We start from the raw sequence: 23,377 nt of genomic DNA, 5'->3' as shown, positions 1-23,377 counted from the left end.
GCCACCTGACCGGGCTACTTGGCCGGGCACTGCTTCCAGGCCAGGTGGTAGACGGTGCTGATCTCGCCGTCGGTGGAGTCCATGGTCATGAAGCTGACCTTGCCGGGGTTCGCGCTCCCGGCGTTCACCCGCAGCTCCGTGTTGATGTTGAAGTTGCGCTGCACCCCGCAGGGCGCCCAGACCAGCTGGGCCCAGTCGGTGGTGTCGGTGGCCTGCCAGTTGTCGTTGTAGGGGCCGGTGAAGGGGTGGCTGGCGAAGGCGGTGTTCGAGGAGCCCTGGAAGTAGTACGAGGCGCGCTGGGTGCCGATGGCGCCCGGCTGCAGCGAGGCGAAGCCGCGGTAGTCGGCGCTGGCGATGGCGTAGGTGAAGCCGCCCGGCACGTGAACGACCAGGTTGAGCTGGCAGTTGCGCCGGAAGGCGGTGGGGTCGGAGTTGCCGCCGGCCTGGGCGAGATAGGCGCTGTAGGTGACGGTGAAGGCCTCGTTGTCCTCGGACACGGCCACGGCGGTGGTCCCTGCCGGACAGCCGGAGCCGTTCACCGTGGCGACGTTGATGACGATCTTGTCCGGCGGCGGGTCGTCGAAGACGGGCGACGACGAGGCCTGGGCCTGAGCGGGCAGCCCGGCGGTGAGCAGCGCGGCGAGCGCTCCGCCGAGCAGGAGTCCGTGTCTCCTGGATCCCATGGTTTCTCCGGTTCGGTGATCGAGTGGGGGGTGGCACCCGCGGCCGTCCGTAGTTCATCTTTGAAGAAACTGTGAGTTTCCTGTGAAGACCGGGGCGCTCGAATCGTAGGAACCCCCACGCGAACCGGTCAGGGCGAACTCCGGCCATTCACAACGCCGGATTTCACACCCCGTCGAGGCTCACGGGTTCTCCCAGGCCGCCGGTTCCGCCGCCAGTTCCCGGACCGGATCCGGCAGGGCGTCCGCCGCGATGTCCGCCACCGTGACGCCTTCGAGGATCTTGCGGACGTTGGCGCGCAGGGCGATCCACAGGGGCAGCAGCGGCTGGGCGGTGCCGGTGTAGGCCAGCCCCGTCGGGCGTTCCCCCCGTACCGAGACGATCGGGCCGTCCACCGCGCGGATCAGGTCGGCCACGGTGATCGCGGACGCGTCCCGCGCCAGCCGGTAGCCGCCGCCCCCGCCGCGCCGGCTGTCGACGATCCCGGCGCGCCGGAGGTCACCCAGAATGCCCTCCAGGAACTTGTGCGGAATTTCCTGCGCACCGGCGATCTCCTCCGCCTTCACAGGGCCCTCCCCCTGCCGTACGGCGAGCTCCAGTACCGCCCGTACCGCGTAATCCGCTCGTGCCGAGATCCTCATGCGTCCATTGTGGGGCGTCCTCCCGTGGAGAATGGCCGGACCCGCGCCCCGTAAGATCGCCCGGGAGGATCCCTTGGCGCTCAGCAGACGTACCTTCAGTGCCCTCGCCGGCTCGGCCGCGCTCGGTTTCGCCCTGGGCGGCAGCGGCGGGCCGGGAGCGCCCTCGGCGTACGCGGCACGCAGCGTACCGACCGGCCCGGCCCCCGCCGCGCCGCACGCGGACGGGCAGCCGCACACGATCGGCTACGACCACTACTCCCTCCTCGTCGACGGCCGGCGGCTGGTGGTCTGGTCCGGCGAGCTGCACCCCTTCCGGCTGCCGAGCCCGTCCCTGTGGCGGGACGTCCTGGAGAAGATGCGGGCGCACGGCTACAACACGGTCAGCATCTACGTGGCGTGGAACTACCACTCCGCCGCGCCCGGGACGTACGACTTCACCGGCGTACGCGACCTCGACCTCTTCCTCCGTACGGCGGCCGAGACCGGGATGTACGTCATCCTCCGCCCCGGCCCCTACATCAACGCCGAGGTCGACGCCGGCGGCTTCCCCGGCTGGCTCACCGCCACCGAGGGCGCCGCCCGCTCCACCGACCCCACCTACCTCGGCCACGTCGACGAGTGGCTGACGGCCGTCAACCGCATCGTGCGCCGCCACCAGCTCACGGACGGCGGCGGAACCGTCCTGCTCTACCAGATCGAGAACGAGTACGACGGCCACGTCGCCGACCCGACCGGCCCCGCCTACATGTCCCACCTGTACAAGAAGGTGCGGGCCGACGGCATCGACGTCCCCCTCTTCCACAACGACAAGGGCCGCAACGGCTACTGGATCCCCGGCTCCTTCGACACCGGCGGCGAGACCGGGAAGTGGCTGTACGGCTTCGACGGCTACCCCTCCCCCTCCCAGCCCCCGCCGGACTGGGGGGACTTCGGGATCGGCGGCCTCAAGGGCGGCGCGACCGCGAGCCCGCGTACGCCCGGGTTCGTGCCGGAGTTCGGGGGCGGCTGGTTCGACCCGTGGGGCGGGGTCGAGTTCGGCGGCAAGGGGTACGCGGAGTCCCGGCGCACCCGGGACGCGGCCTACGAACGCCGCTTCTACCTCACCAACCTCGCCAACGGCCTCACCCTCCACAACGTCTACATGACCTACGGCGGCACCACCTGGGGCTGGCTGCCGGCACCGGTCGTCTACACGTCGTACGACTACGGCGCGGCCATCGACGAGGCCCGCAACGTCACGCCGAAGATCGCGCCGATGCACCAGCTCGGCCACCTCCTGCAGCGCGTCGCGGACTTCGCGAAGCTGGACCGCGCGGCCGACGTCCACGTGGCCGGGCTGAAGGCGTACCACCTCACCAACCCGGACACCGAGGCGCACTTCTACGTCCTGCGCAACGACGGCGACGGCGAGGTCACCTCCACGCTCCGCACGGCCGCCGGCGACGACGTCGAGCTGACCGTCCCGGCCCACGACGCCCGGCTCGTCACCGCCGGTCTCGCCCTCGGCAAGCGGAAGCTGCGCTACTGCACCGCCCAGCCGATGTTCGTGCTCACCGCGGGCCGCCAGGACATCGCCCTGTTCACCGGCCGGTACGGCGAGATGGCGCACCTCGTGCTGGAGTGCCCGACCGAGCCGTTCGTCCAGCGCCTGGACGCCGAGGCGGCCTGGGTCTACGACCAGGGCGTCCTGCACGTGACCGCGCCGCTCGGGCAGGGCGGGCTCACCCGGGTCCTGGTCCAGCGCGGCGACAGCGACACCCCGCTGCTGCTGCTCTTCGCCGACGACGCGACCGCCCTGCGGCTGTTCCCGTACGACACCCCGTCCGGCACGCTCCTCGTCTACGGCCCGGCGCTGCTGCGCCACGCCGAGCTCGACGGGTCGGCCGTCCGGCTCACCGGCGACACGGTCGGGGCGACCGGCCTCGAGGTCTGGGGACCCCGCGGGATCGCCTCGGTCACCTGGAACGGGCGGCCGGTGCCGACGCGGGTGAGCCTCTCGGAGAGCCTGGTCGCCCTGTCGGACATGCCGGGGGCGCCGCGGCCCGCGCTGCCGGCCCTCGCCGACTGGCGCCGGAAGGCCGAGAACCCCGAGTCGGCGACCGGCTTCGACGACTCGGCGTGGACGGTCGCCGACAGGAAGACGTCGTTCAGCACGACGGCGGTCCCGGCGGGTCAGCCGGTGCTCTTCGCCGACGACTACGGCTTCCACTACGGGGACGTCTGGTACCGGGGGCACGTGGACGGTGACCTGTCGGACCTGGAGTCGGTCTCCCTCGCCTACAGCACGGGCACCCAGGGCATGCTGATGGCCTGGCTGGACGGGGTGCCGCTGGGCTCGCACCGGATGCCGGTGCCGGACGCGAAGACGGTACGGAAGGGGAGTTGGGCGGCCACGGCCGAGTTCTCCCTCGCCGGGTTGAAGAAGCTGAAGAAGAAGCAGCGAAGGAAGCCGGAGCATGTGCTGTCCGTGCTGGTGCGGCGGATGCAGCACGACATGGACGGCGCGTCCCTGGACACCCACAAGGTGGCGCGCGGGCTGACCGCCGCCTCCTTCAAGGGAGCCTCGCCGAAGGTGGACTGGCGGATCCAGGGGGCCGCGGCGCCGGATCCGGTGCGGGGGCCGCAGAACAACGGGGGGCTGTACGGGGAGCGGGAGGGATGGCACCTGCCCGGGTTCGCGGACGGTGAGTGGGAGGCGGTCCCGCTTCCCCGCTCCGACAAGGGGATGGGCGTCACCTGGTACCGGACCGGGTTCCGGATGTCGGTGCCGGGCGGGGTGGACGCGTCGGTGGGGCTGGTGCTGGAGGACGATCCGGCGCGGGCCTATCGGGTGCAGATCTTCCTGAACGGGTGGAACCTCGGGCAGTACGTCAATGACGTGGGGCCGCAGCATTCGTTTGTGCTGCCGAGCGGGATCTTGCGGACCCGGGGTTCGAATACCTTGGCCCTGGCTGTGCTTTCGGATGGCACGTCCGAGTTCGGTCCTGGTGCGGTACGGCTTGAGTTGCTGGGGAGTGCGGCCGGAGGAGTCGAGGTTGTGGGGGTGGACTCCCCCGGCCGTTGACTGCGGGTCGTGTGTGGTTGCTCGCGCAGTTCCCCGCGCCCCCAAGGGGCGCGTTGACCCCTACGTCAGTCGGATCACATTCCAGGACAAGGGTTCGAGAACGGCCGTCAGCATGCCGTCGGTCAGCGTCGTGCCCTCTGCCTGGTGAGGTGTCACCCGCTCGGGTTCCTCCAGGGTGTTGCGGGCGTCCGGGTCCTCGTCGGCCAGGACGCTGTGCTCCGCCACGGACGTCAGGCCGAGTCCGCTCAGGGCCACCTCCAGGGGCAGGGCCTCCGTCCTGCTGCGGTTCACGGCGAAGACCGTGACCGTGCCGTCCTCGGCCCTGACCGCCGTCGCGTGCAGCAGGCTCGTCTCGCCGTACTTCTTCGTGTCGTACGTCGGCGAGTCCACGCGTACGTCCAGGACCTGACCCCTGCCGTACCGGGACGCCTGGGCGAACGGGAAGAACGTCGTCTGGCGCCAGGCCGGGCCGCCGGGCTCCGTCATGATCGGGGCGATGACGTTGACCAGCTGGGCCAGGCAGGCAACCGTGACGCGGTCGGCGTGGCGGAGCAGGGCGATCAGGAGGGAGCCGAAGACCACCGCGTCCAGGACGCTGTAGTTGTCCTCCAGGAGGCGGGGGGCCTCGGGCCAGTCCCGCACGTCGGAGTTCTCGATCGCATGCCACTTCGAGGTGTACCAGACGTTCCACTCGTCGAAGGAGAGGTTGATCTTCTTCTGGGACTTCAGCCTGGCGCCCACGTGGTCACAGGTGGCGACCACGTTCTCGATGAACGACTCCATGTCGACGGCGGAGGCCAGGAAAGAGTCGAGATCGCCGTCCTGGGGCTCGTAGTAGGCGTGCAGGGAGATGTAGTCGACCAGGTCGTACGTCTCCGCGAGGACCGTCGCCTCCCACTCGGCGAAGGTCGGCATGGACTGGCTGGAGGAACCGCAGGCGACCAGTTCCACGGACGGGTCCATCTGGCGCATGGCGCGGGCGGTCTCGGCGGCGATGCGGCCGTATTCGGCGGCGGTCTTGTGTCCGGTCTGCCAGGGGCCGTCCATCTCGTTGCCCAGGCACCAGAGCCCGATGCCGAAGGGGTCCTTGTCGCCGTGGGCGGCGCGGAGGTCGGACAGGGCGGTGCCGGAGGGCTGGTTGGCGTACTCCTGGAGTTCCAGGGCCTCCGCCACGCCCCGCGTGCCGAGGTTGATCGCCATCATGGGCTCGGCCTGCGGGCCGACCTTCTTCAGGAAGGCGATGTACTCGGAGAGGCCGAACCGGTTGGTCTCCGTCGACCGCCAGGCGAGGTCGAGGCGGCGGGGGCGGTCCTCGACCGGGCCGACCGAGTCCTCCCACTTGTAGCCGGAGACGAAGTTGCCGCCGGGGTAGCGGAGGGTGGTGACGCCGAGTTCGCGGACCAGGTCGAGGACGTCCGTGCGGAGGCCTTCGGCGTCGGCCGTGGGGTGGGTCGGCTCGAAGATGCCGGTGTAGACGCAGCGGCCTAGGTGCTCGACGAAGGAGCCGAAGAGGCGGGGGTTGACTTCGCCGATGGTGAAGGCGGGGTCGAGGGTGAAGCGGGCGGTGCGCAATGTTCGCCTTTCGGGGGTGGGTGGTTGATGAATCGTGGGCGGGTGCCGGTGGTCTGTGGCTGGTCGCGCAGTTCCCCGCGCCCCTGGGTCGGCTGCCCCTAAGTGAGCTGTGGCCAGCCGTTCTCTGTCCAGCCCAGCCTGTTCAGGCCCAGCTTCGGGGTGCCATTGTCCGCTGCGTCGTAGTAGTGGTACGCCAGCCAGGTCTGGCCGTGGGTGCGGAAGGTCGACTCGCCGCCGGGGCCTATGTACCGGTCGTGGGAGGCGAGGAGCAGATCTCCGCCGCCCTCCAGCATCGAGGTCCCCGTACTGTCGGTGTACGGGCCCGTCACCGACGTCGAGCGGCCCACCCTGATCTTGTACGTCGACTTCACGCCCGCGCAGCAGGCGTCGTAGGACGCGAAGAGGTAGTAGTAGCGGCCGTGGTGGAGGATCGAGGCGCCTTCGACGGCGTAGGGGGCGTCCGGGCGGGTGGCCAGGTGCTGCACCGGGGCGCCGGGGATCGCCTTTCCCGTGTGCGGGTCGAGTTCGACCATGCGGATGCCGGTCCAGTAGGAGCCGAACGCCATCCAGAGCCTGCCGTCGGCTCGGGTGATCGCCGGGTCGATGGCGTTCCAGGAGTCCGTCGTGTCGGAGGCGAAGGCTGCGCCGTGGTCGGTCCAGGTGCCGGGGAGGCCCGTCGGGGAGGTGGCCACGCCGATCGCGGAGTGGTTGGTGCCCCAGGAGGAGACGGCGTAGTAGAGCCAGTAGCGGCCGTCGCGGTAGGAGAGGTCGGGGGCCCAGGGGTCGGCGGTGGAGTTGTAGTCGTACCACCAGCTCGGCGGTGTGGTGAACGCGTTGCCCGCGTCGGTCCAGTCGTGGAGGTCGGTGGAGAGGCGGGCGCCGATGATGCCGCCGGTGGAGTAGGCGACGTACCGGCCGTCCTTGAGGTGGTGGACGGTGGGGTCGTGGATGATCTGCTGGCCGGTGAGGGGGAGGGGGTCGGGGTAGGTGGTGGCGGAGGAGGGGGTGGGGAGGAGGGCTATCGTCGCGGCCGCGAGCAGGGCGGCGAGTCTCGGGAAACGCTTCAACTCCGGCTCCTCACTGGCCGGCCAGGCCCGTGTGGGCCACGCCGCGCACGATCTGGCTCTGGAAGAAGACGAACACGACGATCAGCGGGAGGCCCGCGATCAGGCCGCCGGCCATCAGCTGCGGCCAGACGATGCCGAAGGCGTTCTGCACGGTCGCGATGCCGTTCGGCATCGTCATCAGGTCGGGGTTGTTGGTCACCATGTACGGCCACAGGAAGTTGTTCCAGGAGGCGATGAAGGTGAAGATGCCGACCGCCGAGAGGGCCGGCCTGGAGAGGGGGAGGACGATCGTGAAGAAGATGCGCCAGCGGCCGGCGCCGTCGATGAAGGCGGCCTCCTCCAGTTCCCTGGGCAGGGCCTGGAAGAACTTGTAGAGGATGTAGACCATCGCGGCGGGTGCGCACTGGGGCAGGATCATGCCCCAGTAGGTGTCCACCATGCCGAGCGACTGGACCGTGGTGAACAGCGGGACGCCGAGGATGGCCGGGGAGAACATCAGGCCCGCCATGGTGAGCGAGAGCAGGACGCCCTTGCCGCGGAACTCGGTGCGGGCGAAGCCGTATCCGGCGAGGGACGCGACGAGCAGCACGATGAAGGTCACGCAGACCGAGACGACGACCGAGTTCACGAACCAGTCGGGGATGTTGCCGGCGTCGAAGATGCCCTTCCAGGAGTCCCAGGTGACGTGGTCCGGGATCCAGTGCGGGGAGGCGACCGACTCGGTGGAGGTCTTCAGCGAGGTGGACAGGGCCCAGAAGAGCGGGGCGATCCAGAGGAGGGAGAGGGCGGCGGCGAGCAGTGTGAGGGCGATCTGGGCGGGGGTCCAGGTGGAGCGCGGGGTGCGGAGCGGGGGTGTCGGGGTGCTCATCGGGCGGTCTCCTCACGGGTGCGCAGCAGCCACATCCGGGCCAGGGCGACGGCCGCGACGATGATGAAGAGGATCATGGAGATCGCGGAGGCGTAGCCCACGCGGTAGCTGGTGAAGCCCTGTTCGATCATGTACTGCACGAAGGTGCGGGTGGAGCTCTCGGGGCCCGGGCCGAACTGGAACATGATGACGACCTGGTCGTAGACCTGCAGCGAGGCCAGGATCTGGAGCGCGACGACCAGGCCGGTGATGTTGCGCAGGTTGGGGACCGTGATGTGGAGCATGCGCCGGAAGGCGCCCGCGCCGTCCAGTTCGGCCGCCTCGTAGAGGTGTTGCGGGATGTTCTGGAGGGCGGCCAGGTAGAGGAGGAAGGAGAAGCCGACGGTCCACCAGAGGGTCGCGACGACGCTCGCGAGCAGGGCCGTGGACTTCTGGGTGAGCCAGGGGGTGTCGAGGCCGAGGGTGTGGTTGACCAGGCCGTTGACCGGCTGGAAGAGCCACCACCAGAGGTTGGCGACGACGGCCGACGGGAGCAGGAACGGGGCGAAGAAGCAGAACCGCCACAGCCACTTGAAGTGGACGGTGTGGTGGGCGATCAGCGCCATCAGGAGTGCCATGACGACGATCAGCGGGACCACCCAGAGGGTGAACTTGACGCTGTGCCACAGGGACTGCCAGACCAGGTCGTCCTGGAGGGCCTCGTGGTAGTTGTCCAGGCCGATGAAGCTCGTGTGGTCGCCGGAGATGTTGGCGTCCGTGAGGGACAGGTAGAGGCCGCGGACGATGGGGACCAGGACGAAGAGGCCGTACAGGACGAAGAACGGGGTGACGAACCAGCCGCCGTGCTGGAGGCGGCGGCCCCAGCGCAGGCGCAGGGTGCCGGTGCCGGCGGCGGGGCGTGCCACGCGGGTGGCGACGGCGGGGGCGGCTGTGGTGGAGGCGCTGGAGCTCATGCGGTGGCTCCCTTCAGCTCCTGGGCGGCGGTCCTGCCGTCCATCGGGTTCTTCGCGTCGAGCAGGGCCTCCAGGGCGCTCTTCATGGCGCGGGCGGTGGCGTCCGGCCTGGTGGAGCCGAGGTTGGAGCCGGCGATCAGCGGTCCGACCCGCTTGGAGAGGGTGCCGGTGGAGCCCGCGAACCAGATGTGCGGCTCGGTGGCGAGGTGCCGCATCGCGTCCTGGGAGTACTCGCGCTGCGGCGAGAGCTTCGTGTATGCGGGGTCCTCGAACGTCGGCAGGTAGGCGGGGACGTGGCCGCCCTGGGCCCAGGTCGCCGCGTTCTTCACCAGGTAGGCGGCGAGCGCGTAGGCGCCCTCGTTCGCGGCGCCGCCGCGGCCGGCCTGGTGGGGCAGGACGAAGGAGTGGGACTCGGCGTGGGTGGCGGGGGTGCCGAAGACCGGTGGCAGGGGCGTGGCGCCGTAGTCGAGCTTCGCGGGGGTGTAGACCGGGACCGACCAGTCGCCCTCCCAGACGAAGGGGGCGCCGGCCAGGAACATCGCGGCGTCGTCCGAACCCGCGATCGCGTAGCCGTCGGTGACGTGCTTGCGGAAGAACTCCAGGACCCGGGTGGCCTTGTCGGTGTCGAAGACGACGCCGGTCTGGTCGGCGTCGAAGTAGCCGCCGCCGAGCTGCTGGTAGAAGGCGACGAAGAACCACCAGGAGAAGTTCTGGTCGTTGGCGTGCATGCCGAGGGTCTGCAGGCCGCCCTGGAGCTTCGCCTTGGCGGCCTTGAGCATGGCGAACCAGTCGTCCTCGGAGGTGGCGTGCGGGAGCCGGCCGTCCGCGTCGAGCAGGCCCGCCTTCTTGCAGACGTCCTTGCGGTAGAAGTTCAGCTGGACGTGGACGTCCAGGGGCAGGGCGTACAACTCGCCGCCGACGATGCCGCGTTTCCACAGGGTGGGGTTGAAGTCGGCCTCGCGGACGCCGTGTTCGGCGAGGAGGCCGATGTCCCAGGGGTCGAGGAGGCGTCCGGGCGCGAAGCCGGTGACCCGGCCCTGGTGCATGACGGCCAGGTCGGGGGCGCGGTTGCCGGCGGCCGCCATGGCGAGCTTGGTGTAGTAGGGGTCGCCCCAGGTGAGCGTGGACGCCTTGACGTCCGTGTCCGGGTGGGCCGCGTGGAAGGCGTCCACCATGGCCTGCATGTTGGCGCCGTCGCCGCCGGAGAAGAGGTTCCAGTAGCGGACGCGGGTGCGCGCGCTCGATGTCAGTGCGTCGGCGCCGGTGCCGAGGGCCGCGAAGCCGAAGCTCGCCGCCACCGCCAGCCCGCCCGCCGTGCCCAGTAGTCGCCTGCGACTGAGGCCAGGTCGTCCCATGCCATTGCCTGCCCTTGCCCTCGGGGTCCGTCGTGCTCGTGATCGCGCCCGTCACGATGTTCGAGATATCGGCTCCTGCTCGTAACTTCGAACGGGACCGTAAAATCGAAGCGCTTGCGCGTCAATGGGTCCGGCGTGACTTTCCCGCATCGAGCAGTTGTTCTCGTGTGAACCACCGCTCGAACTACCGCCCCCGGACGCGTAGTCTCGGACGGGCCGACGCAGCGCGGTGACCGCCGTCGGGGCGGTGCGAAGGGGGAGCGATGGACTTGGCCGGCGCGCGGCACCGGTGGGCCCGGATCGCCGCGAGGCTGCGGCGTCCCCGGCCGGACACGGGGATGCGCCGGCTCGCCGCCGGACTCACCGCCGCCGTCCGCGCCCGGCCGCGGCCGCCGGCCGGGGCGCACGAGGTCTGCCTGGCCCTGTGCGAGGAGATGACCGCACTGCGTGGCGGACGGCCGGTGGAGCTGCGGTTCGAGCGGTTCCCGGACGAGATCGAGGTCACCGGACTGTGGGTGGAGTTCCAGGACTTCGATCTGGTCATCGTCGAGGAGCGGGCCGCGGCCGTGCAGCAACTGGTCATCCTCGGGCATGAGTTGTGGCATCTGAACGCCGGCCACCGCCAGCAGCACGGGGCCGGCCCGGCAGCGGTCCGCGCGCTGGCCGGTCAACCCGACTGGCGGGACAACGCGTTGACGGTGGCCGCGCGCAACGGCTCCCGAGCGGCCGACGAGGCCGAGGCCGACGAATTCGGGTACCGGCTGGCGACCGCCCTGAGGCCGTACGTGGAGAGTCCGTGCCGCCCCGCGCTCGACCCCCTCCGGCCCCCGCCCGACCCGCTCCAGCGGTCCCTCGGCTACCGCGGGCACGGTGGAGCGGCACGGTGACGCCCACCTCGTCCGCGTTCGAACCCGCACGGTTCCTCAGCGACTTCTACATCTCCTTCTGGATCCCCACCGCGGTGCTGACCATCGCCCTGGTGATCAAGCTGCCCAGCATCATCCGGCTCTGGCGCGACCCGCTGCTGCGTGCGGTCGGCGGCCTGCTGCTGCTCGCCTGCGGGGTGTTCGTGTTCTGCACCCCGTCGACGATCGCCGCCGTGAACCGGTGGACCGGCGTCACCAACATCTCGGCGCCCTGGTGCTATTCGCTGCTCACCGCGTTCTGCGGCTCCTGTCTCCTGCTGATCATCGTCTGGCGCAACGGCCTCTCCGACCGCTCGGCCGCCACCCGGCGGGCGATGCGCTGGGTGATCGCCGTCTACTCCGGGGTGATCGCCGCGCTGTGGCTGCTCTTCGCGCTCGCCGACGCGCCCGTGGAGCGGCTGCAGGACCTGGACACGTACTACGCCAACACCCCGTTCATGCGCGAGGAGATCCTGCTCTACCTCGTCGCCCATTCGATCGCCTGCCTGATCACCTCATGGCTGATCTGGAACTGGGTACGCACCGAGGGCCTCGACGCCTGGCTGCGCTGGGGACTGAAACTGCTCGGCGTCGGCTACGTCCTGAACCTGATCTTCGACGCGGCCAAGCTGACCGCGGTCGGCGCCCGCTGGTGCGGCCGCGACCTGGACTGGCTGAGCACCGACCTGGCCCCGCCCGTCGCCGCCCTGTCCGCGATCAACATCGCCGTCGGCTTCATCCTCCCGCACGCCGGCCAGTACCTGCACGACCGCTGGCGGGTCCGGCTCGCCCATCGCGAACTGCGGCCGCTGTACCAGCTGACCCGGACCGTGCACGGCGACGGCGTCCCCTTCCTGTTCCGCGCCACGCCCGAGCTGCGGCTGACCAGGCGCGAGACCTTCATCCGGGACGTACTGCTGCCCCTCACCCGGCACATCGACGGGGATCTCGACCGGCGCTCCTACGACGCCGCGATCGACCTCGGCCACCCGCCCGACCGGGCCCGGGCGCTGGCCTCCGCCGTCAGCATCCTGAGCGCCGTCGACGCCCAGGGCCGCACCCCCGAACCCGCCGACACGGCCGGCGGCCCGGACGCCACCCACCTCCTCCAGGAGATCGGGGCGGTGTCCCGGGTCCTGCGCCGCCCCGACGAGATCGAGGCGGTCCGCATGCGCGCGGCCGTCACAGCCATCCCCCGCAGAGAGCTCCGTCCATGAGTAATCGCACCGCAGTCGTCCTCGGCGGCTCCCTCGCCGGCCTGCTGGCCGCCCACGCCCTCGTGCCGTTCGCGGACCGGGTCGTGGTCGTCGAACGGGACGCACTGCCCGCCGGCCCCGAACCGCGCAAGGGGCTCCCGCAGGCCCGGCACGTCCACCACCTGTGGTCCGGCGGGGCACGCGCCCTGGAGGAGCTGCTGCCCGGCACGGTCGAGCGGCTGCGGGCGGCGGGCGTGCGGCGGCTGCCGGTGACCACGGACATGGTGGCGCTGTCCCCGCAGGGCTGGTTCCGGCGCTGGGACGAGTCGGCGTTCGTCCTGCCGTGCAGCCGGGACCTGCTGGACTCGGTGGTACGCGAGCAGGTGCTGGCCGACGACCGGATCGAACTGCTGCCACGCACCGAGGCGGTGGCGCTGACCGGCACGCACCTCGCGGTGACGGGGGTACGGCTGCGGGCGCTCGACGGCGGCGCGGAACGGGAGCTGGCCGCCGGACTGGTCGTCGACGCGACCGGCCGCGGCTCCCGCACGCCGGCCTGGCTGACCGAACTCGGGCTGCCCGCACCCGCGTTCCGTGAGGTCGACTCCGGTATCGCCTACGCCAGCCGGCTGTTCCGGGCCCCGGAGGAGGCCGCCCGGGCCGGTTTCCCCATCGTCCACCTCCAGGGCAGCCCGCAGGGCAGCCGTCCGGGCCGCGGCGGCGTCCTGATGCCGATCGAGAACGGCCGGTGGCTGGTCACCCTGTACGGTCGCCGGGACGGCGCACCGGGCGCGGACGCCGACGACTTCCTGAGATACGCCCGGGACGAACTGGCTCACCCCGTCATCGCCGAACTCCTCACGAACGCCGAGCCGTTGACCGGCGTCACGGTGACGCGCACGACGGCCAACCGGCGCCACTTCTACGAGCGCATGCAGGCCTGGCCGGAGAACCTCGTCGTACTCGGCGACGCGGTGTGCGCGCTGAACCCGGTGTACGGGCACGGGATGTCGGTGGCGGCGCAAGGGGCGCTGGCGGTGCGGAACGTGCTGCAGCGTCGGGGCTGGGCCTCGCCCGGACTCGCCTCCTCGCTCCAGAAGGCGGTGAGTCGGCCGGTGCGGGCGGCGTGGGACCTGTCGACGGGGCTGGACGTGTTCTACCCGGGCGCGACGGAGGGCGGGCCGACGCTGCGCGAGCGGCTGGCGCAGGCGTACGTGGGGCGGCTGATGTACACGGCGACCGGGAACGGGCGGATCGCGCGGCGGGTGACGGATGTGACGGCGCTGGAGCGGGGCGCGGAGGTGCTGATGGCGCCGAGTGTGGTGCTGGCGACGGTGCTGGGGCCGCTGAAACCGGCGTTGACCGGCCCGCCGTTGACCGCGGAGGAGCTGAAGGCGGCGGGCGTTCTGTAGCGCCCCTTTGGGGGCGCGGGGAACTGCGCGACCAGCCCCCACTCGCCCGCAGGCGAACGACGGCCCTGCCGCGCCGGGCAGTCGACCGTCTGCGGCGCCGTCGTGGCTGGTCGCGCCCACGCGGCGGCAGCCGCACATCGATACAGCCCCGCGCCCCTGACGGGGCGCTCGAGTTCGGGGCGTTCAGCCCTGGAACGACGGTTGGGCCACGCCCTTTCCGGCGCCCGGGATCACCAGCAGGGAGCCCGCCGTCGGATGCGGGCGGTCCAGCCCCACCCGGGCGGTCGTGACGTACAGGTCGGTCAGGTCGGCGCCCCCGAAGGCGCAGGCCGTCGTGAGCGTGGCGGGAAGGGTGATGACCCGGTCCAGCTCGCCGTCGGGCGTGTAGCGGTGCACCGCTCCCCCACCCCACAGCGCCACCCACACACACCCGTCCGCGTCGACCGTCAGCCCGTCGGGGAAGCCGGCGCTCTCCTCGATGGTCACCAACGGGCGGCGGTCGACGGGAAGTCCGTCCTCGTAGTCGAAGACGTCCACCCGGCGGGTCGGCGTGTCGACGTAGTAGACGCGGCTGCCGTCCGGGCTCCAGCCGGTGCCGTTGCTGACCGTGACGTCCGGCAGCAACGTCGTCACCGTGCCGTCGGGCGACACCCGGGACAGCGTGCCGCCCCCGGTCGCCTCGTCGTAGCGCATCGTGCCGGCCCACAGGGAGCCGTCGGGGGCGACGGCCGCGTCGTTGGCGCGGCGGCCCGGTACCGGCTCGCGGTGCAGCCAGCGGAACGTGTCGTCGGGGTCGAGGAGGCCGACGCCGTCCCGGAGGTTGAGGACCAGGCCGCCGCCCGCGCGCGGCTTGACCGCGCCGACGTGCTGTTCGGTGGTGCGGATCGTGCGCCGGCCGCTGGCGGGGTCGTACGTGTGGACCCGTGAACCGAGGACGTCGATCCATATCAGGCGGCCGGCCGCCGCGTCCCACGTCGGGCCCTCGCCGAGCGTCGCCTCCGCGGCGACCGCGACCTCGTACGCCGTCGTCGTCACCGTCGTCATGCCACGCTCCGGTGGCCGAGGCGCTCGGAGAGCTCGGCGGCGCCCTTGGCCGCGAGCTGCTCCAGCTCGTCCCGGCGCTCGTCGCTCCAGCGGATCATCGGGACGGAGATGGACAGGGCCGCGACGACCTGGCCGGTACGGTCACGGACCGGCGCGGCGACGCAGGACACGTCCGGGTTGGACTCGCGGCTCTCCACGGCGACACCACGCGCACGGATCTCGGCGAGGGCCTCGCGCAGGGCGCCCGGCTCGGTGATGCTGTTCGGGGTCATCGCGACGAGGTCGGCGTCGTCCGGGATGCGCGCGGTCAGCTCCGGCTCCGGCAGCGAGGCCAGCAGCATCTTGCCGACCGAGGTGCAGTGGGCGGGCAGCCGGCGGCCGGCCGCGGAGACCATGCGGACCGCGTGCGTGGAGTCGACCTTGGCGATGTAGATGACGTCGGTGCCCTCGAGGATCGCCACGTGGACGGTCTCGTCGCAGGTCTCGGCGACGGACCGGGCGACCTGCTGGCCCTCGGCGGCGAGGTCGAGCTGCTCGGCGTATCTGCTGCCGAGCTGGTACGGGCGGACACCCAGCCGGTAGCGTCCGGGCTGTCCGGGTACGGGCACGATGTACGACCGGGCGGAGAGCGTGGTCACCAGTTCGTGCACGGTGGTCCGCGGCAGCTGGAGTCTGCGCACTATGTCGGGGGCGGAGAGAGTCCCGTCCCCGTCGAGGAAGAGCTCAAGAATGTCGAGAGCCCGGGTCACGGCAGGCACGAGGCGTCCCACGTCCGGCCCCCTCCCTTGGGTCTAAGCGCCAGATATCGGTGCGCCGCGCGCCGGAGCTGCGGAGCCGTTCGAGATATCAACAGGCGATCGGCATGACGAACACAGGCTAACCATCGGGGATTCCGCGGGCAATGGCCGGGAACCAGCCGTGCACAACCAGGCACCAGCAGACACCGGCAGCAGCCCCGGCACGTGCACCCCACGTGCACCACCCGTGCACCATGGGTGGCATGCAACTGGACTTCCAGCTGGTGCTGCTGCGCCGCATGGCCGACCACAACCCGGACCTGGTCGAGGACGCCCGGCGCGCGCTGGGCGCGTCGATCGCGGACATGCGGGAGGCCAACAAGCGCTGGCAGGCGATGGCCCGCTCGCCCCGCTCCCGCTCGGCCGCGGCCCGCTACCGCTCGGTCCTCGGCCCGCCCGAGTCGGAGACGAAACGGACCGTCGGCGACCTGGAGTGCGCCGCCTGGCAGTGGCCGCTCCCCCTCTGGCCCACCCTCCGCTTCGAGGTCATGGTCGCCCCCGGCGGCGCGGTCTGGAACGAGTGGCTGGTCCGTGCCCCCGGCGCCGCCGCCCCGAGGCTGGAGACCTTCGACGACCTGACCCCCTGGTCCTGCACGGTCGACGAGGCCGCGCGCGCCTTCGCGCCGGCCCGCCCCCTGGAGGGCACGGCCCCGACCCGCTGGGGGCTCACCTTCAAGGTGCCCGACGGACGTCAGGTGGTCGCCGAGTTCACCTGGGGCCTGCTCCAGCGCACCGCGGTCATCGACGGGCCGCGCTGAGGATCGCCGCCGCCACGGCGTCCACGGATCCGGGGTGCAGGAACAGGAACAGGTTCGGCTCGACCAGCTCCAGCTCCATCACCTGCGGCCGCCCGTCCGCCCCGTCGACCAGGTCCACCCGGGCGTACAGCAGCTCGGGCGACTCCGGTACGGCGGCCAGCGCGCGCTCCGCGACGGCGAGTTCGGCCGGGGTCGGAGTCCACCTCTCCAGCTCCGGGTGGGCGACCTTGTCCGCGTCGTACGCCGTGCCCGGCGTGAGCACCGCCCGCTTGCGGCTGGCGTGCAGCAGCCGCCCGCCGAAGAACTGCAGCGCCCGCTCCCCGCTGACGTCGATGCCGGAGACGTACGGCTGGACCATCGCGGTCAGCCCCTCCTCGTGCATCCGGGCGAGGTGCCGTACGGCCGTCCCGTGCTCGGCGGGCGTGTAGCGGGCGGCGAACCGGGCGCCGGCGCCGAAGGTGGGCTTGACGACGAAGTCGCGGTCGGTGGGGAGCTCGGCGGCCGGATCGCCGGGGGCCAGATACCGGGTCGGCACGACCGGCACGCCGGCCGCCGCGAGGTCACCGAGATACCGCTTGTCGGTGTTCCACCGCACCACCTCCGCCGGATTCGCGATCCGGGTCGCCTTCCCCACCCGCTCCACCCACGGCAGGAACTCGTCCGTACGCCAGGCGTAGTCCCAGGTGGAGCGGATGACGACCAGGTCGTGGTCGCCCCACTCCGTCCCGGGGTCGTCCCACGGCCGGGCGACGGCCTCGGCCCCCGCGTCGGCCAGCGCCCGCAGCAGCACCGGCAGGTCCCGGTCCTTGCTCGGTTCCGCGCCGGGGTCGTAGGTGGCGAGGGCTATGCGGGGCACGGTGGGGCTCCCTTGGCTGTCGACGGCTGCATTCCTTCGGCAGGCTAACGGAACACCATTGACCTTCCCCTTCGGTGAAGCCCCAGCATCGGTGGCGGACGTCGAGGAACACGAGGCACGGGCATGGAGACGGCATGGAGTGGCTGACCATCGGGGCCTTCGCGAGGGCCGGCCGGCTGTCGCCGAAGGCGCTGCGGCTGTACGACGAGCTGGACCTGCTCAAGCCCGCCCGGGTCGACCCGGAGACCGGCTACCGGTACTACGCCGACGCGCAGCTGGAACGCGCCCGGCTGGTGGCCTGGCTGCGGCGGCTCGGCATGCCGCTGGCGCGGATCCGCGAGGTGTGCGCACTGCCGCCCGGATCGGCCGCCCGGGAGGTGCGGGCCTACTGGGCCCGCGTCGAGGCGGAGACCGCCGTACGGCGGGACCTGGCCGCGTTCCTCGTCGACCACCTGTCCGGAGAATCGAGAAGGGACACGACGAAGATGCTGGAGTTGCGTTATGCCGCCCGTTCGGACCGGGGGCACGTCCGGCCGTCCAACCAGGACACCGCGTACGCGGGGCGCCGGCTGCTGGCCGTCGCCGACGGGTGCGGGCCGGCCGGGGGGTCGGCCAGTGCGGCGGCCGTGGCGGCGCTCAAGCCCCTGGAGGACGCGGAGCTTTCGGCGGGGAACGTGCTGAATCTCCTGGAGGACGCGGTGCGTTCGGCAAACGAGGCGGTGCGGGAGGCGGCGGCGGGAAGCGCGGAGGCCGGCACCACGCTCACCGCGCTGCTGTGGACCGGGTCCCGGCTGGCCCTGGTGCACATCGGGGACTCGCGGGCCTATCTGCTGCGGGACGGGGAGCTGTTCCGGATCACGCACGACCACAGCGTGGTGCAGTCGCTGATCGACGAGGGCCGGCTGACGCCGGAAGAGGCCGAGAGCCATCCGGACCGGATGCTGCTGGCGAAAGCGCTGCCGGGCGGCACCGCCGACACCCCCGACCTGAAGCTCCACGAGGCCCGGGCCGGCGACCGGTACCTGCTGTGCTCGGACGGCCTGACCAGGGCGGTCTCCGAGGAACGGATCCGGGAGCTGCTGGGCGGGGACGAGCCGTCGGACGCGGTACGGGTACTGGTCGAGGCGGCCAACGCGGCGGGCGGCGCCGACAACGTGAGCGCGGTGGTGGCCGACGTCGTCCCGCCCACCCGTCCACCCGTCTCGGTCGGATAGGAGGCCGGGGAAGAACGAGATCCGACCGGGCGGAGAGTCGTCCAGGGCGCACCCGCCTCGGTCGGCGGCAAGGCCGGGGCGGGGCGGAAAGGCAGAGCACACCGCCTCCGGGCTCGCCCCGTCTTGGCCCACGGCGCCGTCCCACGCCCACACCGGTCTCCGCGACACCGCCCCGCCCTCGCCCCGGCGGTGTGATCAAGGTCGTGGTGCGGAGTGCGCGTGGGGGGCCTCGGGGCGCGGTACCTGGTGTAGGAAGAAGTCGTCGAGGTTCCGACCGGTGAGGAGTCGTCGCGTGTCCCTTCTGTTTCCGGCCCTGGTGGGCGGTCCAGGCGACCAGGTGGCGCTGCGGTTCGGTGCGCGGGCGTTGACGTACGGGCAGCTCGCCGCCGCGGCCGGTGCCGTCGCGGGCCGGGTCGGGGACGCCGACCGGGTCGCGGTGTGGGCGACACCGGAGCTGGAGACGGCCGTCGCCGTCGTCGGCACACTGCTCGCCGGCCGGGCGGCCGTACCGCTGAACCCCAGGTCGGGCGAGAAGGAACTCGCGCACATCCTCTCCGACAGCGCGCCGACCGCCGTCCTGGCCGCACCCGGCGCCCAACTCCCCGCCGCGCTGGCGGGCCTGGAGCGGATCGACGTCGACGCGCAGGGTGTGGGCCCGGTGCCCGAGGACCGCACCACCGCGGCCGACCCCGCCCTCGTCGTCTACACCTCCGGCACCACCGGCCCGCCCAAGGGCGCCGTCATCCCGCGCCGGGCGCTCACCGCCACCCTGGACGCGCTCGCCGACGCCTGGCAGTGGACCGGGGACGACGTGCTGGTGCACGGTCTGCCGCTGTTCCATGTGCACGGGCTCGTGCTGGGGATCCTCGGGCCGCTGCGCCGCGGCGGCTCCGTCCGGCACCTCGGGCGGTTCGACACCGACGGGGTCACGCGGGAGCTGAACGACGGCGCGACCATGCTCTTCGGTGTGCCGACCATGTACCACCGGATCGCCGAAGCCCTGCCCGCCGACCCCGAGTTGGCGAAGGCGCTCGGCCGGGCCCGGCTGCTGGTCTCCGGCTCGGCCGCGCTGCCGGTCCACGACCACGAGCGGATCGCGGCGGCGACCGGGCGCCGGGTCGTCGAGCGGTACGGCATGACGGAGACCCTGATGAACACCAGCGTCAGGGCCGACGGCGAGGCCCGGGCGGGGACCGTGGGGGTGCCGCTGCCGGGCGTGGAGCTGCGGCTGGTGGAGGAGGACGGGACGGCGATCGCCGCGTTCGACGGGGAGACCGTCGGGGAGATCCAGGTGCGCGGCCCGAACCTGTTCACCGAGTACCTCAACCGGCCCGACGCCACCGCCGCCGCCTTCACCGCCGACGGCTGGTTCCGCACCGGTGACATGGCGGTGCGGGAGCCGGACGGCTATGTGCGGATCGTCGGGCGCAAGGCCACCGACCTGATCAAGAGCGGGGGTTACAAGATCGGGGCCGGTGAGATCGAGAACGCGCTGCTCGAACATCCGGGGGTGCGGGAGGCGGCGGTCACCGGGGAGCCGGACGCGGACCTGGGCGAGCGGATCGTCGCCTGGATCGTCCCGGCCGACCCGCAGGCACCGCCGTCCGCCGAGGAGTTGGCGAACCACGTCGCCGCGCGGCTCGCCCCGCACAAGCGGCCCCGCGTGGTCCGCTACCTGGACGCCCTCCCCCGCAACGACATGGGGAAGATCATGAAGCGGGCCCTCGGTGCCTGAGCCAACCCCCGGGCGGCTCTCGGCCCGCCGCGTCCTCGCCCTCGTCACCGACCCCGGCACCTTCGCCGAACTCCCGCACCCGGCACGGCAGTCGCCGCCCGACGGCCCGCTCGGCTGGCAGGGGTACGACGCCTCGCGCGCCCGCGCCGCCGAGCGCACCGGCGAGGAGGAGTCCGTCGTCGTCGGCACCGCGCGGGTCGAGGGCACGGCGGCCGTGCTGATCGCCTTCGAGTTCGGCTTCCTCGGCGGCTCGCTCGGCGAGCACACCGGGGACCGGCTGGAGGCGGCGTACGTCCATGCCCGCGCCCACCGGCTCCCGGTGCTGCAGCTGGTCGCCACCGGCGGCAGCCGGATGCAGGAGGGCATGCTGGCCCTCTCCCAACTCCAGCGCGTGGCACGCCAGTCGGCGCTCACCCGGGAGGCGGGGCTGCCGCAGATCGCGGTCCTGCGCGACCCGACGACCGGCGGCGGCTGGGCCACCCTGGGCGCCGGCGCCGACGTGATCCTGGCGCTGCCCGGCGCCCAGGTGGGCTTCGCCGGCTCCCGGGTCCGCCCGCCGGACGCCGATCCGGCCGCGTACACGGCCGAGGCGCAGTTCGCGGCCGGGGCGGCCGACGCCGTGGTGCCGCCGGAGGAACTGAAGGCATCGCTCGGGCTGTGGCTGCGGCTGCTGACCGCCCCCGCCCCGATACCCGCCGACCCGCCGCTCGCCCTCGGCTCCACCGCGCTGCCGGCCACCGGCTGGGAGGCCGTCCGGCGCGCCCGCGCCCCGCACCGCCCGCGGGCCGAGGCCTATCTGGACGCGTACTTCACCCGCCGGGTCGCCCTCGTCGGCGACCGGTGCGGCGGGGCGGACCCGGACGGGATGCTCTGCGGCTTCGGCGAGCGGGACGGCCGTACGGTCGCCTTCGCCGCGCAGACCGGGACGGCGACCAGGCCCGCCGGCTACCGGACCGCCGCCCGTCTGATAAGGCTCGCGGACCGGCTGGGGATCCCGGTGCTGACCCTCGTCGACACCCCGGGCGCCGCGAACGACGCCGCGGCCGAACGGCAGGGCGCCGGGGCCGCGATCGCGGAGCTGTTCGGCGAGGTCGCCGCGGCCCGGACACCGATCACCACCCTCGTCATCGGCGAGGGCGGCTCGGGCGGGGCGCTGGCGCTGGCCGCCCCCGGCAGCACCTGGGCCACCCCGGACAGCTACTTCTCCGTCATCGCACCGGAACTGGCGGCGGCGATCCTGAAGCGCCCCCCGGAGCAGACCGAGACCACCGCCGGCCACCTGCGCATCCGGCCCCAGGACCTGGTGGAGCTGGGGGTGGTCCGGGGCATCGTGGGCCATTCCCGGGGCGGACCCGCCTGAGGCGGTCAGCTCCCTCCGGACCGGCGAAACCCCCCATTCAGCCGCACCCCGCCCGGCCCCTCCCCGCAGGCGCGCCGCTCCGATCCCCCGGAGGATGCGAAGCAGGCCGCCGACCGGCGGTGCCCACCCCCACGGCCCGCGCACTCGGGAGGATCTGCCGTGACCGTCAGTCTGGAGCAGTTGCGCCGCTGCCATTTCGCCGTCGATCTGGGGGCCTCCCGCACCCGCGTGTACGTGAAGGGCATCGGTCTGGTCGTGGACCAGCCCTCGGTCGCCGCCGTGAACACCCGGACCGGCGCCCTGATCGCGGTCGGCGAGTTCGCGGAGAAGATGACGGGCCGTACCCCCGACTACATCCGCGTGGTGCGGCCCATCTCCGGCGGGACCATCGTCGACATCGAGATCGCCCAGCGCATGCTGCGCCACCTGCTCGGCGACAAGATCCGGCGCTCGCTGCGGCGCAAGGCCCGGCTGCGGGCGGCGGCCTGCGCCCCGCACGACGCCGACCCGCTGGCCCAGCGGGCGATCATCGAGACGCTGGTGGGGCTGGGCGCGCGGCGGGTGGAGCTGGTCGACACGCTGATCGCCGCGGCGGTGGGGTGCGGGCTGCCGGTGGAGCGGCCCGAGGCCAGCATGATCCTGGTCTGCGGGGCGGCCGCCACACAGGTCGCGGTGCTGTCGCTGGGGTCGATCGTGTGCGCCGAGCGGCTGCCCGTCGGCGGTGAGGCCGTGGACCGCGCGATCGTGCAGCACCTGCGGCACGAGCACGAGCTGATGCTGCCGAACCAGTCGGTACGGCCCCTGGAGCTGGCGCTGGACGGCAACGGCCTCACCCCGCACGGCCCGGCCTCCACCGAGATCCACGGGCGGGACGTGACCACCGGGCTGGCCCGCAGCGTGCGGGTCGACACCGCCGCCGTACGGGACGCCATCCAGACGCCCCTCATGTCCGTCCTGGACGGGATCGGCAAGGTGCTGCGGGACTGCCCGCCGGACCTGGTCGCCGATCTCGCCGACCGCGGGATCGTGATGGTCGGCGGGTCGGCGCTGCTCCCCGGCTTCGACCAGCTGCTGCGGGAGGCCACCGGGATGCCGGTGCACATCGCGGAGCGGCCGGACGTGTGCGCCGTCCAGGGCATCGGGGCGATGCTGGAGGGCCGGATCGAGCCGCTGGTGCTGGATCCGCTGGCCGCCTGAACACCCGTTCGTTCCCGACGCCCGGTCCATGTGAGCCGATGCGCCCCCTGCGCTCCTTGTCACCCCTGGATTAGGCTGGACTCACTGTTGGTGACGGGAGGGGACGTTCCGTGACAACCGATATCACCGAGTACCTCGCCGAGGCGGCAGCGGTCCCCCGTCTCGCCGTCTCCCGTGTCGGAGTGACCGGACACCGTTCGATCCCGGCGTCCGTCCTGCCCCTCGTCCGTTCCGCCCTGCGGCGCCAGTTCAGCCGTACCGACGTGGAGCTGGAGGCCCTCAGCTGCCTCGCGGCCGGCGCCGACCAGCTGTTCGCGGACATCGCCCTGGCCCACGGCGTCCCGGTGACGGCCGTGATCCCCGGCATGGACTACGAGGCCCACCTGGACGACGCGGAGGCCCAGGCCGCCTATCGCAGGATCCTGCGGTCCTGCACGGCCCGCGTCGACCTGCCCCGCCAGCCGACGCACGAGCAGGCGTACTTCGCGGCGGGCCGCTGGGTCGTGGACCACTGCGACCACCTGATCGCCGTCTGGGACGGCCGGCCGGCCCGCGGCCCGGGCGGCACCGGCGACGTGGTGGCCTACGCACGGCGCAGGGGGGTGCCGGTGACGGTGCTGTGGCAGACAGGGGTGCGGCGGGACTGACGCCGGGCCGGTGCGCCGGTCGCGGGGCGGCCATGAGAGGGCGTCAGGTGGGTCA

The 23,377-nt window shown here is 72.4% G+C and carries 20 protein-coding genes; 10 read left to right on the top strand and 10 right to left on the bottom strand.

Features of this window, described 5'->3' with window-relative positions; all coding sequences use genetic code 11:
- Positions 1–14: 14 nt before the first annotated feature.
- Both ABZ887_RS43165 and ABZ887_RS43160 read right to left on the bottom strand, forming a co-directional pair.
- Complete coding sequence (locus ABZ887_RS43165; protein ID WP_361303154.1) at positions 15–683, bottom strand: DUF4360 domain-containing protein; 669 nt, start codon at positions 681–683, stop codon at positions 15–17.
- A 180-nt stretch (positions 684–863) separates the two neighbouring features.
- Positions 864–1,322, bottom strand: coding sequence for an Rrf2 family transcriptional regulator (locus ABZ887_RS43160; protein ID WP_361303151.1), 459 nt, complete (start codon positions 1,320–1,322; stop codon positions 864–866).
- 73 nt (positions 1,323–1,395) lie between these two features.
- On the opposite strand from ABZ887_RS43160, the gene ABZ887_RS43155 reads away from it, so the two are divergent.
- Entirely contained in the window at positions 1,396–4,386 is a 2,991-nt protein-coding gene (locus ABZ887_RS43155; RefSeq protein ID WP_361303148.1) for a beta-galactosidase, read from the top strand.
- A 60-nt stretch (positions 4,387–4,446) separates the two neighbouring features.
- Here the strand turns inward: ABZ887_RS43155 and ABZ887_RS43150 are convergent, their stop codons facing one another.
- The 5 genes from ABZ887_RS43150 to ABZ887_RS43130 all read right to left on the bottom strand — a co-directional run bounded on the left by ABZ887_RS43150 (position 4,447) and on the right by ABZ887_RS43130 (position 10,201).
- Positions 4,447–5,958 (bottom strand): alpha-N-arabinofuranosidase, encoded by a 1,512-nt coding sequence (locus ABZ887_RS43150; protein WP_361303145.1) that lies wholly within the window; start codon positions 5,956–5,958, stop codon positions 4,447–4,449.
- Positions 5,959–6,056: 98 nt separating this feature from the next.
- Positions 6,057–7,025 carry an arabinan endo-1,5-alpha-L-arabinosidase gene (locus tag ABZ887_RS43145; RefSeq protein WP_361303142.1) on the bottom strand — a complete coding sequence of 323 codons (969 nt, stop codon included), beginning with the start codon at positions 7,023–7,025 and terminating at the stop codon, positions 6,057–6,059.
- A 10-nt stretch (positions 7,026–7,035) separates the two neighbouring features.
- Positions 7,036–7,893, bottom strand: coding sequence for a carbohydrate ABC transporter permease (locus ABZ887_RS43140; protein WP_361303139.1), 858 nt, complete (start codon positions 7,891–7,893; stop codon positions 7,036–7,038).
- A complete protein-coding gene (locus tag ABZ887_RS43135; RefSeq protein ID WP_361303136.1) occupies positions 7,890–8,846 on the bottom strand; it encodes a sugar ABC transporter permease in 957 nt (318 codons plus the stop codon). The genes ABZ887_RS43140 and ABZ887_RS43135 overlap by 4 nt, the downstream gene beginning before the upstream one ends.
- Entirely contained in the window at positions 8,843–10,201 is a 1,359-nt protein-coding gene (locus ABZ887_RS43130) for an extracellular solute-binding protein (protein ID WP_361303133.1), read from the bottom strand. The genes ABZ887_RS43135 and ABZ887_RS43130 overlap by 4 nt, the downstream gene beginning before the upstream one ends.
- A gap of 263 nt (positions 10,202–10,464) precedes the next feature.
- Here ABZ887_RS43130 and ABZ887_RS43125 point away from each other — a divergent pair, with 263 nt between their 5' ends.
- The 3 genes from ABZ887_RS43125 to ABZ887_RS43115 are packed head-to-tail and all read left to right on the top strand — an operon-like array spanning position 10,465 to position 13,714.
- A complete protein-coding gene (locus tag ABZ887_RS43125; protein ID WP_361303130.1) occupies positions 10,465–11,088 on the top strand; it encodes a toxin-antitoxin system, toxin component family protein in 624 nt (207 codons plus the stop codon).
- Positions 11,085–12,323, top strand: a complete 1,239-nt coding sequence (locus tag ABZ887_RS43120; protein ID WP_361303127.1) for an MAB_1171c family putative transporter — start codon at positions 11,085–11,087, stop codon at positions 12,321–12,323. Before ABZ887_RS43125 ends, ABZ887_RS43120 begins: the two co-directional genes overlap by 4 nt.
- Positions 12,320–13,714 carry an FAD-dependent oxidoreductase gene (locus tag ABZ887_RS43115; protein ID WP_361303124.1) on the top strand — a complete coding sequence of 465 codons (1,395 nt, stop codon included), beginning with the start codon at positions 12,320–12,322 and terminating at the stop codon, positions 13,712–13,714. The genes ABZ887_RS43120 and ABZ887_RS43115 overlap by 4 nt, the downstream gene beginning before the upstream one ends.
- Before the next feature lie 183 nt (positions 13,715–13,897).
- Here the strand turns inward: ABZ887_RS43115 and ABZ887_RS43110 are convergent, their stop codons facing one another.
- Complete coding sequence (locus tag ABZ887_RS43110) at positions 13,898–14,758, bottom strand: SMP-30/gluconolactonase/LRE family protein (RefSeq protein WP_361303121.1); 861 nt, start codon at positions 14,756–14,758, stop codon at positions 13,898–13,900.
- Positions 14,755–15,528, bottom strand: coding sequence for an IclR family transcriptional regulator (locus ABZ887_RS43105; protein WP_361303118.1), 774 nt, complete (start codon positions 15,526–15,528; stop codon positions 14,755–14,757). Before ABZ887_RS43105 ends, ABZ887_RS43110 begins: the two co-directional genes overlap by 4 nt.
- 230 nt (positions 15,529–15,758) lie before the next feature.
- On the opposite strand from ABZ887_RS43105, the gene ABZ887_RS43100 reads away from it, so the two are divergent.
- Positions 15,759–16,313: a hypothetical protein gene (locus ABZ887_RS43100; protein ID WP_361303116.1), complete on the top strand. Its 555-nt coding sequence runs from the start codon at positions 15,759–15,761 to the stop codon at positions 16,311–16,313.
- Here ABZ887_RS43100 and ABZ887_RS43095 read toward each other — a convergent pair.
- The gene (locus tag ABZ887_RS43095) at positions 16,294–17,169 is read right to left on the bottom strand and encodes a hypothetical protein (protein WP_361303113.1); all 876 of its coding nucleotides are present in this window, start codon (positions 17,167–17,169) and stop codon (positions 16,294–16,296) included. The two genes, ABZ887_RS43100 and ABZ887_RS43095, sit on opposite strands and share 20 nt — an antisense overlap.
- Positions 17,170–17,303: 134 nt before the next feature.
- On the opposite strand from ABZ887_RS43095, the gene ABZ887_RS43090 reads away from it, so the two are divergent.
- The 5 genes from ABZ887_RS43090 (at position 17,304) to ABZ887_RS43070 (ending at position 23,322) form a co-directional block, all read left to right on the top strand.
- Positions 17,304–18,383 carry a MerR family transcriptional regulator gene (locus tag ABZ887_RS43090; RefSeq protein ID WP_361303110.1) on the top strand — a complete coding sequence of 360 codons (1,080 nt, stop codon included), beginning with the start codon at positions 17,304–17,306 and terminating at the stop codon, positions 18,381–18,383.
- Positions 18,384–18,675: 292 nt separating this feature from the next.
- Positions 18,676–20,118, top strand: a complete 1,443-nt coding sequence (locus tag ABZ887_RS43085) for an acyl-CoA synthetase (RefSeq protein ID WP_361303107.1) — start codon at positions 18,676–18,678, stop codon at positions 20,116–20,118.
- Complete coding sequence (locus ABZ887_RS43080) at positions 20,111–21,478, top strand: carboxyl transferase domain-containing protein (RefSeq protein WP_361303104.1); 1,368 nt, start codon at positions 20,111–20,113, stop codon at positions 21,476–21,478. Before ABZ887_RS43085 ends, ABZ887_RS43080 begins: the two co-directional genes overlap by 8 nt.
- Before the next feature lie 159 nt (positions 21,479–21,637).
- On the top strand, positions 21,638–22,675 hold the full coding sequence (locus ABZ887_RS43075; protein WP_361303101.1) for a rod shape-determining protein: 1,038 nt from the start codon (positions 21,638–21,640) through the stop codon (positions 22,673–22,675).
- Between the two features lie 110 nt (positions 22,676–22,785).
- Positions 22,786–23,322 (top strand): hypothetical protein, encoded by a 537-nt coding sequence (locus tag ABZ887_RS43070; RefSeq protein ID WP_361303098.1) that lies wholly within the window; start codon positions 22,786–22,788, stop codon positions 23,320–23,322.
- Positions 23,323–23,377 lie beyond the last annotated feature (55 nt).

The sequence above is a fragment of the Streptomyces sp. NPDC047061 genome, from assembly GCF_040643955.1.
Classification (GTDB): Bacteria; Actinomycetota; Actinomycetes; order Streptomycetales; family Streptomycetaceae; genus Streptomyces.
This window is presented reverse-complemented; position numbering and strand designations above follow the sequence as displayed.